Origin of the sequence: Janthinobacterium sp. LM6, assembly GCF_002002885.1 — a bacterium.
In the GTDB taxonomy this organism is placed as follows: Bacteria; Pseudomonadota; Gammaproteobacteria; order Burkholderiales; family Burkholderiaceae_D; genus Janthinobacterium; species Janthinobacterium kumbetense.
This window is the reverse complement of record NZ_CP019510.1, coordinates 3,330,965-3,342,283: the sequence shown is the minus strand read 5'-3', so window position 1 is coordinate 3,342,283 and position 11,319 is coordinate 3,330,965. Positions and strand designations below refer to the sequence as shown.

Genomic DNA, 11,319 nt, shown 5'->3' with positions numbered 1-11,319 from the left:
CGGCTGCGCGGGGGTGGAACTACGTGCTCAAGCGATCAACGTCAGCGATCATTGCGCTGCCGCCAGCTGGATCTGCGTTGACGGGGTGCCGTGGCCGGACCAGGGCGCCGATGCGGCCGTGGGCACGGCAAAGCCGGCCATCGCTTGCACCAGCTGCGCCGGATCTGCTCGCCAGGCAGCGGATCCGCCCTGGCTGGCCGCGCCAAATTGCTGCGCGGCACGCCAGTTCTGCGCCAGCGCAGGCGCCAGGATGACAGCCGTGCCTGCAGGCAAGGTCAGCTGGCCGGCCGGCGGCGGCGTCAGGCCCGCCATGGCTTGCACGAGGTTTTGCACATTGCTGCCCAGCAAGACGCGGCCATCGGCCGTGCGGAATTCCTCGATGCTCGCCCCCGTCGCCGCATACCAGCCCGTGATGCTGATCTTATCCGTGGTGCCGATGGTGCTCACTTCCAGGTTCGTGCCTACCTGGCGGAACCACAGCTGCTCGGCGCTGACACCTGCCAGGAACGACACCACGTCGCGGCTGCCCGCCTCGTTGGCCTCGTTGATCATGTCCGCGCCGTCGCCGCGGGCGAAGATATAGGTGTCGTTGCCCAGCACACCGGCCAGGGTGTCGTCGCCCTTGCCGCCTTGCAAGATATCGTTGCCCAGGACGCCCAGCAGGGTGTTCTTCAGTTCATTGCCGATCAGCACGTCATCGAACTTGCTGCCGACAACCGCGTTGAAATTAGCCACCACATCCACACCCGGACGCGCCGCCAGGGCCGTGCCTGCGGCTGCGAAGGCAACCGTCGCGCCAGCGCTTGCATTGACGTAATTGAGCGCGTTGCCCGCACCGCCGCCGTCGAGCACGTTGCCGCCGGGGGTAGTGACGAAAAAGATGTTGCTGGTGAAGGCGCTGCCCGTCACCGTCAGGCCAGGGGCCCCGAGGCGCACATTCTCGACGTTGTCGGCCACCGTGTAATTGACGCTGGTGTACACGGTATCGTTGCCGCCGTTGCCCGTTTCGGCGATGAAATCGCCCGCGTGGTTGACGTAATACGTGTCGTCGCCGCCCAAGCCTTGCAGCAGATCGGCGCCGGCGCTGCCGTAAAGAATATCGGCATTCGCCGTGCCGGTGAAGGTTTGTCCCGTCGGCTGCGTGGGAGCGTTGAGGTGCCAGGCCTGCGCCAGCGCAGGCGCCAGGGCGGCGGCCGTGGCGGCAGGCAAGGTCAGCTGGCCCAGCGCAGGCGGCGCCAGGTACGCCATCGCCTGCACCAGCGATTGCACGTCGGCGCCGCGCAGCACGTGGCCGGCGGCCGTGCGGAATTCCTCGATGTTCGGCGCGGCCGCGTTCCAGGCGCGGATGGTGATCTTGTCCGTGGTGCCGATGGTGCTCACTTCCAGGTCCGCGCCCACCTGGCGGAACCACAACTGGTCGATGTTCACGCCGGCCAGGAAGGCGATGGCATCGTAATTCGCATCGGCGGACGATTCGGCGATGACGTCGGCGCCGTCGCCGCGCGCGAAGACATAGGTATCATCGCCCAGGCCGCCCGTCAGCACGTCGTTGCCCTTGCCGCCTTGCAAGGTATCGTTGCCGAGGCCGCCGGACAGGCTGTTGTCCAGCTCGTTGCCGGTCAGCACATCGTCATAGGCGCTGCCTGTCGCGCTGGAAATATTGACCAGCTTATCGCTGCCAGGCAAGAACGCGGTACTGCCGCCGACGGGAACGATGGTCGCCGTGGCGCCCGCCTTGGAACCGGCATAGGTGGCGGAATTATTGTTGCCGACGCCATACAATACGTTGCCGCCGGAAACGTCGACGTGGAAGACGTTACCGCTGCCGTTACCTGTCACCCCCAGGCCCGCAGCGGCCAGGTGCACCTCTTCGACGTTGGCGGCCAGGGTGTAGTCGACCGTCGTGTAGACAGTATCGCGGCCACCGCCAGCCTGTTCGATGACCACGTCTGCGCCATGGTTGACGTAATAGATGTCGTCGCCGGCCAGGCCTGCCATCACGTCGGCGCCCGCCGTGCCCTTGATGATGTCGGGGTTTGCCGTGCCGGTGAAAACGCCATTGCCGGGCTGGTTTGGTCCCTCGGTGCGCCAGTTCTGCGCCAGCACTGGCGCCAGGACAGTGGCTTCGTAGATATGCAAAGTCAGCTGGCCCAGCGGCGGCGGCGTCAGGCCCGCCATCGCCTGCACCAGGTTTTGCACGTCGCTGCCCAGCAGCACGCGGCCGTCGGCCGTGCGGAATTCCTGGATGCTGGGCACGATGCCCTCGCTGTACCAGCCGCCGATGGTGATCTTGTCGCCGGTGCCGATGGTGCTCACTTCCAGGTTCGAACCGACCTTGCGGAACCACAGCTGGTCGGCGCTGACGCCGGCCAGGAAGGAAACGACATTGTGCGCCCCCGCTTCGGCCTTTTCGGTGATGAAATCTGCACCGTCGCCACGGGCAAAAATATAGGTGTCGTCACCGCCCAAGCCAATCAGATAATCATCGCCCTGGCCACCGCGCAAGGTATCGTTGCCAATACCGCCCAACAGACTGTTTTTAAGTTCATTGCCAATCAGTACATCATCGAACTTGCTGCCGACGACATTGGCGAAATTGAGCAGCACGTCGCTGCCGGCAGGCGCCGTGTGAGGGGCATTCGGACTCGACAGGGTCGCCGTCACGCCCGTGCCGGAAGCGATGTAGTTGACCGTGTTGCCCGCGCCGCCGCCGTCAAGCACATTGCCGCCGGCTACGGTGACGTGAAAGATATTGTTGGTGTTGACGCCGCCCGTCACCGTCAGGCCGGCGGTGGTGAGGCGCACGTTCTCGACGTTCTCGGCCACGGTGTAGTTGACGCTGGTGTACACGGTATCGCTGCCGCCGTTGGCCAGTTCGACGATCACGTCGCCGCTGTCGTTGACGTAATAGGTGTCGTCGCCCGCCAAGCCTTCGAGCACGTCCGCGCCCGTGGTGCCGGTGAGCACATCCGCGTTCGCCGTGCCGGTGAAGCGCTGCGGGGCGGCCGCGACACCGTTCAGGTATGCCTCGATGGCGGACATGCCATCGTCGGCGGCGGCGGTGGAAGTTTGCGATGCAAATTTTTCAGTCATGTTGCAGTTTCCTGTCATTAAACGTCAAAACCAAGAGTAAATATGTCGGCGCAAGCTGACATGCAAGGCAAAAGTCCCGGCCGCCTCCACTTGCAGTTCAGCGTGCACCTTCAACGGTCCGGCACTTTCGGCGCAGGGACGGCGCGCGATTGAACGCCGCCTCGCATGCACGCCGTATTGACGTTCAAGCGGGTATCACACTGTTATTTGTCATGCAAATGTCACACTGCAGGGAGGGAAGAAGTGGAAGACGGGGAAGGAAGCACGCGGGCGCGCCCGCTGCGATGGGGGTCTGTTTTCAGGCGGCTGGGAGAGAGCTCTCGCCGCGCTGGCCGCCATCGGCGCGCTGCTGGTGCTGATCAGCGCCGATGGCGTGGCGCTGGTGCCGTATTTGCTCAAGAAAAGAGAACTTGACGACGTTTGACAAAACCGTAGCGAGCGGAAGGTAGAGGTGGTCGAGAAGCGCAACCGTACCAGATGAGCATCGCAGGCCGCCCATACCGACGCGCAGCAGGTTTCGGCAGGCGTCTAGGTGTCGAGACCGTAAAACACGGCAACCAGGATGGCGATGTTGTTGCAGGCGCGCGAGAATGTCGTGGTGGCGTAGGCAACGGCCACGCCGGGGCCGCGGTAGCGCAGGTAGACAAAGCTGAACATGGCACCCGAACCGAGCGCGACGATGGCGTGCAGCAAGCCGCCGCTGATGAAATGCACGATGGCCCACAGGATGGCGCCGATAAAAATGCTCAGCTGGCGGCTGGCGCCCAGGCGCCTGAGGATTTCCAGCGGCAGCAGCTGGCCGAGGAAGGTTTCCAGGATGGGAGAATAGATGACGACCCAGAACACCAGCAGCGGCAGCGACATTTCGCGTTTGAACTTGGACAAGCCCGTGTGCGCGCCCCAGTATTCGGGCGGCAACAGCCATTTGGTGAGGAACAGGATGGCAAAGCACAGCATGCAGGTGAGCAAACCCCAGCCGAGGCCGGCAAGGGCCAGCTGCAGCACGGGCGGCGCCGGGTCGTCGTCCGGGCTGGAGAGATCATGGCTGCTGCGCACTTGCATGAGTAGTCCTGGCGGTGATCCAGCGCTCATTGTAGCGCGGAATAGGACTGTTCGCGCATGGCTGTGGAGCGCGGCGCATGGCGCGCCGCGCTGCCGCGCTATCGGCGTCAGGCCGCCAGGCGCAGCGGACCGTTGGCCGGCTTGGCCAGTTTGAAGATGCCCACTTCCTGTTCCAGCTGCGCCGCCTGCTGCTGCAGTTCATGCGCGGCGGCGGCCGCCTGCTCGACCAGGGCCGCGTTTTGCTGGGTCACGCGGTCCATGTCGACGATGGCGCGGTTGACTTGCTCGATGCCGGCGCCCTGCTCCTGCGTGGCGTGGCTGATCTCGGCCATGATGCCCGTCACCCTGCCGATGCCGGCCACCACGTCATGCATGGTGACGCCGGCCTGCTCGACGAGCAAGGTTCCCGTACCCACCTTGCTGACGGAATCGTCGATCAGCAACTTGATTTCGCGCGCGGCGGCGCTTGACCTCTGCGCCAGGTTGCGCACTTCCGTGGCGACGACGGCGAAGCCGCGCCCCTGTTCGCCCGCGCGCGCCGCTTCCACTGCCGCGTTCAAGGCGAGGATATTCGTCTGAAAGGCGATGCTGTCGATCACGCCGATGATGTCGACGATCTTGTTCGACGAGGCATTGATCAGGCTCATGGTGTGCACCACTTCCGCCACCGCCTTGCCGCCCTGCTCCGACACCTTTGACGCTTCGCGCGCCAGGTGGTTCGCCTGCTGCGCATTGTCCGCATTCTGGCGCACGGTGGAAATCAGTTCTTCCATCGACGAAGCCACTTCTTCCAGCGAACCGGCCTGCTGCTCCGTGCGCTGCGACAGGTCGCGGTTGCCCGAGGCGATCTCGGTCGAGGCCGTGGCAATGCTTTCCGTACCGTGGCGCACCTTGCCGACGATGGCGGCCAGGTTGTCGCGCATAGTCTTGATCGCGAACAATAAGCTGCTGTCGTCGCCGTGGCGCGTGTGCACGTCGATGGCCAGTTCGCCCAGCGCGATGCGGCCCGCGATCGTGGCCGCATACGCCGGTTCGCCGCCCAGCTGGCGCAGCAATCCCCGCGTGATGACGGTGGCGACCGCAATACAAATAAGCACGCTGAGGGCGGCCAGCACGCCGATCCAGCGCAGCGACTGGCCATAGATGGCGCGCGCGGCCACGCTGGCCTGCTCCGATTCGCGCTGCACGTTTTTCAGCACGGCATCGATGTCGGCGACGATCCGGCGCCGCAGGGGGCTGCATTCCTCGACGAGGAAGGTGCCGTACTGTTCCATCTGCCCCGTGGCGCGGAACTGGCGCGGACGCTGCAATTCCTGCGCCATGGTTTTCAGGCCCGTGCTGACTTTCTCGAATTGCGCATCGCCGGCGAACTGCGGCGCCAGCTTGGCCAGCGCTTCCAGGTACAGCGCCTTCTGGCTGTCGAGGATGGCCAGCTCTTTTTCGGCGGCGGCCTGGTCATGGAAGATATACGCGTTGCGGGCGGCCAGGCCCGTCTGGTCGAGCGCTTCGCGCGCCACGTACAGGGGTTCGAGTTTTTCCAGTTGGACTTTTTCTTGCGCGTCCATGGCGCCGGAGATGGCGCCGATGCGCAGCAGCGCGAAAGCCGCCAGCACCAGCATCAGTACCACCAGCAGCCCGAAGCCTGCGCTCAGGCGCGCGCCTATCGTCAAACGATTGAATGACATCATTGTTGTTATTGCCCTGTAAATAAAGTTGATTGTTGCTGGTTATTTAAAAACCAGCGATCTGCTCGCCGTCGTGTTGCCTTTCCTGCATGGTGCAGGATGGGTCTCTAACTGGCGTTTTTTGGGCAGTCAGCTTCTAATTTCGGGCAATGCAGGCGCGCGGGACAGACCCTGCGCCATACAACAGCACACTGAATTATAAGCGAACAGCGTTATGGATGATTCCACGTGTCCACTTTTAATGCCTTGACGCATATCAAAAAAGACAATTAACGCTGGCCTGGCGTATCGATGACGGCCATGGTGATGCGCGAGATGCAGCACAGCTTGCCATCGTCGTCGCTGATGCGGATTTCCCAGACCTGGCTGGTGCGGCCCCGGTGGATGGGCGTGGCGCGCCCCGTCACCTGGCCGCCGCGCACGCCGCGCACGTGGTTGGCATTGATTTCCTGGCCCACGCTCACTTGCCGGCTGGAATCGAGGCAGGCATTCGCGGCCATGCTGCCCAGGGTTTCGGCCAGCAGCACGGACGCGCCGCCATGCAGCAGTTTAAACGGCTGCATGGTGCGGTGGTCGACGGGCATGGTCGCCTCGATCCAGTCCGGGCCGAAGGCGCTAAATTCGATGCCCAGGTGGCGCATGGCCGTGCCCTCGCTGGCGGCGTTGAGGGTGGCCAGGTCGAGCGGTGCGTGCCAGATTTCCATTGTTACTCCTTCACAGATGAAATAAACCCATTGTAGGACAGAGCGCCCGCGCGCGCCGCTTCATCTTTCCTTCACCGTGGCACGGGGTGGCGCCGGCATTAACTGGTTATAATTGCCCCATTCTTAAAAAACGAGGTTGTGTATGAAGTGGGCCTTGCTGGGCATTTTTGTGTTTTCTGTTTTACATATTCATTTTCGTGGCAAGGTGCGCCTGCCGTTCCGCCGCCAGATCTTCGATCACTCCTCGTTCATGGCGCCGCTGAACCTGTTCATGCACACCTTTTCCAAGGTGCCTGCCACGCCCTATTTAGCCGTCGAGCAATTCCCGGAACTGGCGCCGCTGCAGCAGAACTGGCAGATCATCCGCGATGAAGCGCTGCGCATGCAGGAAATGAAAAAGATCAAGGCGGCGGAAAAGAACAATGACGTGGGCTTCAATTCCTTCTTCAAGTATGGCTGGAAGCGTTTCTACCTGAAATGGTATGACGCGAACCACCCGTCGGCGCAGCAGATGTGCCCGCAAACCTATGCGCTGCTGCAATCGATTCCATCGATCAAGGCGGCCATGTTCGCGGAACTGCCGCAAGGCGGCAAGCTCAACCCGCACCGCGACCCGTTCGCCGGCTCCCTGCGCTACCACCTGGGCTTGCAGACGCCGAACGACGACCGCTGCTTCATCGACGTCGATGGCGAGCGCCACAGCTGGCGCGACGGCCAGGCCGTGATGTTCGATGAAACGTATATCCACTGGGCCCGCAACGACGCCGACAGCGACCGCATCATCCTGTTCTGCGACATCGAACGCCCGATGCGCTACCGCTGGGCGCAAGGCTTGAACCGCTGGCTGGGCCGCACCCTGATGACGGCCGCCGCCTCGCCCAACGAGCTGGGCGACCAGGTGGGCGGCGTGAGCAAGCTGTTCCAGATTTCCTGGACCATGGGCCAGTACCGCCGCCGCTTCAAGGCATGGAACAAGACGGCGTACCAGGTCACGCGCGTGGCCCTCGTCGTGGGCGTGATCGCGCTGATCTACTTTATCTAGACGCCGGCATCGCCTCTTTGACAAAAACCGCCTTAGGGCGGTTTTTTTTATAATGCGATGCCACTCACCAGGAGAATCTGAAAATGACCGAACGCGACCGCCAGTACGATATCCAGATCGGCGACGACGCCTGGATCGAATTCATCGATCTTGACGGCCGCTATGACCAGGCCGTCGACATCGATGCCCTGCTGGACGGCCTGTGGCCGCTGATCTGCCGCCTGGAAACCTATTGCGTGGCCGGTTGTTGCGGTATGGATGCATTCGATTTCACGCCCGAAGGCATCGCTGCGGCGCTGGTAGACCTTGAGCGCGCGCAACTGCACGCCGCCTGCGCGCAAGCCCGCAAAGCCGTGGCAGCGGCCGCCAGCGACGTCTTCACGAGCAACACGATGAATCACATGGCCGACAAACGCGTGTTCCTGCAATTGCTCGAGCATCTCGCGCGCTGCACGGCGGCCCCTGAAACGGGCCGGCCGGCAAGCCAGCCGCGCTGACATCGGCGATAATACGGGCTCACACCACTCTTTTCTCTTATTTATGCGCGACATCATTGCCGGATTTCTACGTTTCCAGAAGGAAGTCTTTCCTGAACGCCGAGAGCTGTTCAAGACACTGGCCACGGGACAGACGCCCAAGGCCCTGTTCATTTCCTGCTCCGACAGCCGCATGGTGCCGGAACTGGTGACGCAACGGGAACCTGGCGAACTGTTCGTGATCCGCAACGCGGGCAATATCGTGCCTTCGTTTGGCCCGGAACCGGGCGGCGTGAGCGCGTCCGTCGAATTTGCCGTGGCGGCCCTGCAGGTGACGGACATCGTCATTTGCGGCCATTCCGACTGCGGCGCGATGAAAGCCATCGCCACCTGCACCTGCCTCGAGCACATGCCGGCGGTCAAGAGCTGGCTGCGGCACGCGGATGCGGCGCGCATGATCAACGAATCCGTCGAGCACGCCACGGAACAGGACCGCATCGACGGCATGGTGCGGGCCAACGTCGTGGCGCAACTCAACAACATCCGCACCCACCCCTCGGTGGCCCTGGCCATCACGCAAAAGCGGCTGACCCTGCATGGCTGGGTGTACGACATCGAAAACGGCTCGCTCGACGCGCTCGACGAGTCTACCGGCCAGTTTGTCCCGCTCGCGGAACATCCGGCCTCGAAGCTGTAAGCGCAGGCATCCCCGTCAGGCGCAAAATGCGCTTGACCTTGTCCAGACGGGAAGGTGCAAGGTAGCGATATTCAAGGAGATTATCGTATGCCAACCATCACCGTATTACCCCATCCCGAGCTGGCCCCCGAAGGCGCCGTGTTTGACGCGCCGCAAAACATGAGCATTTGCGACGCCTTGCTGCTCAATAAAATCGACATCGAACACGCCTGCGGCCAGGTGGGCGCCTGCTCCACCTGCCACGTCGTCGTGGTGCAGGGTTTCGACTCGCTCAATGCGCTGGGCGACAATGAAGAAGACATGCTCGACCAGGCCTGGGGCTTGCAGCCCCACTCGCGCCTGTCGTGCCAGGCCCGCGTCAGCCAGGACGACCTGACGGTCGAGCTGCCCCGGTACACGCTCAACCACGCCAAGGAATAGTTCCCGGCGCGGCGAGCTGCTTAACCCACGCTTACCACATGATCACGCGCTGCTCGGGCGGCAGATACATCGGGTCGCCCGGCTTGATGCCGAACGCCTCATAGAAGCCGGGCTGGTTTTTGACCGTGCCCTTGGCGCGGAATTCGCCCGGCGAATGGGGATCGCTCTTGATCTGCGCGATGGCCGCTTCCGGACGCAATTTCGCGCGCCATTTCTGCGCAAAGCCGATGTACAGGCGCTGTTCGCCCGTCAAGCCGTCGATGACGGGCGACGGCTTGCCGCCGAGCGAACGCTGATACGCCTTGTAGGTGATCGACAGGCCGGAATTGTCGCCGATGTTTTCGCCCAGGGTCAGCTCGCCGTTGATGTGGTAGCCAGGCACGGGGCTGTAGGCGCCGTACTGCTTGACGAGGCCGGCCGCCAGCGCCTTGAAGGCCGCGCGGTCCTCCGCCGTCCACCAGTTGCGCAGGCGCCCCTTGGCGTCGTACTGGCTGCCGGAATCGTCGAAGGCGTGGCTGATTTCATGGCCGAAGGTAATGCCCAGCAAGCCATAATTGACGGCATCTTCCGCCTTCACGTTGAAGAACGGCGGCTGCAGAATGGCGGCCGGGATCGTGATCGCGTTGAGGGCCGGGCTGTAGCTGGCGTTGACGGTTTGCGGCGTCATCGACCATTCGTCGCGGTCCACCGGCTTGCCCAGCTTGGCCAGGTTTTGCTGGCGGCTCCACGCGCGCGCGGCGCGCACGTTGGCGATCAGGTCGTTCGGCCGCGTCTTCATGCTGCCGTAGTCGCGCCAGGTAGCGGGATACGCGATCTTCGGCTTCAGGGCGGCCAGCTTGAGCTGGGCTTCCTTCTTGGTTTCCGGGCCCATCCAGTCGAGCTGCTCGATGCCATCCTTGAACGAGGCGACGAAATTGTCGAACATGGCCATCACGCGGGGCCGGGTTTCCGGCGGTAAATACATTTCCACGTAGCGCTTGCCGACGGCGTCGCTGATGGCGTTATCCGTGAAGCGCAGCGCCAGCTGCCACTGCGGTTCGCTTTGCGGCACGCCGCGCAGCACCGTGCCGTCGAAGGCGAAGCGTTCCTTGACGGTCGCGCTGTCCAGGTAGGAAGCATAGCTTTCGATGATGCGCCAGCTCAGGTAGCTTTTCCACGCTTCCAGCGGCACGGCGGCCACGATCTCGGCAAAACCTGTCATGAAGCTGGGCTGGCGTACCACGGCCGAGGCGGCTTTCGGCGCCAGGCCGGCAGCCGTAAAGTAGGCGTTCCAGTCGAAGGCCGGCGCCAGCGCGCCGAACTTGTCGAAATCGACGCGGTTGTACGATTTGACGGGGTCGCGCATCTGCACGCGCGTCCATTGCGCTGCCGCGAGACGGGTCTCGATATCGAGGATCTGCGCCGCGTGTTCGGCTGCGGCCTTGTCGCCGCTCATGGCCAGCATGGTTTCGACGTGCTTGAGGTATTTGGCGCGCACGGCTTGCAGCTTGGCGTCGTCCTCCTTCAGGTAGTAATCGCGGTCGGGCAAGCCCAGGCCGGACTGGCTGATGTTGACCGTGTAGCGCTCGGGGTCTTGCGCATCGGGCGCCACGTAGGCGGAAAACGGCGTGGCGACGCCATTGCCTTGCAAATAAGCAAACAGCGCCGGCAAGTCCTTCTTGTCTTTCACGCCAGCCACGCGGGCCAGCTCGGCGCGCAGGGGCTTGAAGCCGGCCGCATTGCGCGCCTTCTCGTTCATGAAACTCGTGTACAGGTCGGCGATCTTGTGCGCTTCGCTGCCCGGCTTGCCGGGGTTCTTGACGGTGGCGTCGATCAGGCCGCGCAGCTGGCCTTGCGCGATTTCGCGCAATTCGATGTACGTTCCCCAGACGGATTTGTCGGCCGGGATGTCCGTATTGCGGGTCCACACGCCGTTGACGTAGCCGTAGAAGTCATCCTTGGGGCTGACGGCCGGGTCCAGGGTCTTCAGGTCGATGCCGGAGACGGGCGCAGTCGGATTGGCGCCTTGCTGGGCGTACAGCGAGGGCGTGGATAAGGCGAGCAAGGCGCAGCAGGCGGCGCTGATAAGCGAACGTTTCACGAAGATTCCTTTAATTGTTTTGACTTCATGTTGGGGAACATGCTGTGTCCAGGCATGAGA

At 63.2% G+C, this 11,319-nt stretch carries 9 protein-coding genes; 4 read left to right on the top strand and 5 right to left on the bottom strand.

Annotated features, from left to right (window positions below):
* Positions 1 to 48: 48 nt before the first annotated feature.
* The 4 genes from BZG29_RS14710 to BZG29_RS14690 form a co-directional block, all read right to left on the bottom strand.
* Positions 49 to 3,093: a calcium-binding protein gene (locus tag BZG29_RS14710; RefSeq protein WP_171985022.1), complete on the bottom strand. Its 3,045-nt coding sequence runs from the start codon at positions 3,091 to 3,093 to the stop codon at positions 49 to 51.
* A 528-nt stretch (positions 3,094 to 3,621) separates the two neighbouring features.
* The gene (locus tag BZG29_RS14700) at positions 3,622 to 4,155 is read right to left on the bottom strand and encodes a CPBP family intramembrane metalloprotease (protein WP_077404100.1); all 534 of its coding nucleotides are present in this window, start codon (positions 4,153 to 4,155) and stop codon (positions 3,622 to 3,624) included.
* A gap of 107 nt (positions 4,156 to 4,262) precedes the next feature.
* The gene (locus BZG29_RS14695) at positions 4,263 to 5,843 is read right to left on the bottom strand and encodes a methyl-accepting chemotaxis protein (protein WP_077404097.1); all 1,581 of its coding nucleotides are present in this window, start codon (positions 5,841 to 5,843) and stop codon (positions 4,263 to 4,265) included.
* A gap of 266 nt (positions 5,844 to 6,109) precedes the next feature.
* Positions 6,110 to 6,544 carry a hotdog fold thioesterase gene (locus tag BZG29_RS14690; protein ID WP_077404094.1) on the bottom strand — a complete coding sequence of 145 codons (435 nt, stop codon included), beginning with the start codon at positions 6,542 to 6,544 and terminating at the stop codon, positions 6,110 to 6,112.
* Positions 6,545 to 6,686: 142 nt separating this feature from the next.
* Here BZG29_RS14690 and lpxO point away from each other — a divergent pair, with 142 nt between their 5' ends.
* The 4 genes from lpxO to fdx all read left to right on the top strand — a co-directional run bounded on the left by lpxO (position 6,687) and on the right by fdx (position 9,179).
* Entirely contained in the window at positions 6,687 to 7,586 is a 900-nt protein-coding gene (lpxO, locus tag BZG29_RS14685) for a lipid A hydroxylase LpxO (protein WP_077404091.1), read from the top strand.
* A gap of 83 nt (positions 7,587 to 7,669) precedes the next feature.
* Positions 7,670 to 8,083, top strand: a complete 414-nt coding sequence (locus BZG29_RS14680) for a DUF6331 family protein (protein WP_077404088.1) — start codon at positions 7,670 to 7,672, stop codon at positions 8,081 to 8,083.
* A 43-nt stretch (positions 8,084 to 8,126) separates the two neighbouring features.
* The gene (locus BZG29_RS14675) at positions 8,127 to 8,759 is read left to right on the top strand and encodes a carbonic anhydrase (protein ID WP_077404085.1); all 633 of its coding nucleotides are present in this window, start codon (positions 8,127 to 8,129) and stop codon (positions 8,757 to 8,759) included.
* Positions 8,760 to 8,846: 87 nt separating this feature from the next.
* Entirely contained in the window at positions 8,847 to 9,179 is a 333-nt protein-coding gene (fdx, locus tag BZG29_RS14670) for an ISC system 2Fe-2S type ferredoxin (RefSeq protein WP_077404082.1), read from the top strand.
* A 31-nt stretch (positions 9,180 to 9,210) separates the two neighbouring features.
* On the opposite strand, the gene BZG29_RS14665 is transcribed toward fdx, so the two are convergent.
* Entirely contained in the window at positions 9,211 to 11,259 is a 2,049-nt protein-coding gene (locus BZG29_RS14665) for a M13 family metallopeptidase (protein WP_077404079.1), read from the bottom strand.
* Positions 11,260 to 11,319 lie beyond the last annotated feature (60 nt).

Bases quoted from the DNA above. Each gene is read 5' to 3' on its own strand.
- BZG29_RS14710 (WP_171985022.1), bottom strand. From the start codon at position 3,093: ATGACTGAAAAATTTGCATCGCAAACTTCCACCGCCGCCGCCGACGAT.
- BZG29_RS14700 (WP_077404100.1), bottom strand. From the start codon at position 4,155: ATGCAAGTGCGCAGCAGCCATGATCTCTCCAGCCCGGACGACGACCCG.
- BZG29_RS14695 (WP_077404097.1), bottom strand. From the start codon at position 5,843: ATGATGTCATTCAATCGTTTGACGATAGGCGCGCGCCTGAGCGCAGGC.
- BZG29_RS14690 (WP_077404094.1), bottom strand. From the start codon at position 6,544: ATGGAAATCTGGCACGCACCGCTCGACCTGGCCACCCTCAACGCCGCC.
- lpxO (WP_077404091.1), top strand. From the start codon at position 6,687: ATGAAGTGGGCCTTGCTGGGCATTTTTGTGTTTTCTGTTTTACATATT.
- BZG29_RS14680 (WP_077404088.1), top strand. From the start codon at position 7,670: ATGACCGAACGCGACCGCCAGTACGATATCCAGATCGGCGACGACGCC.
- BZG29_RS14675 (WP_077404085.1), top strand. From the start codon at position 8,127: ATGCGCGACATCATTGCCGGATTTCTACGTTTCCAGAAGGAAGTCTTT.
- fdx (WP_077404082.1), top strand. From the start codon at position 8,847: ATGCCAACCATCACCGTATTACCCCATCCCGAGCTGGCCCCCGAAGGC.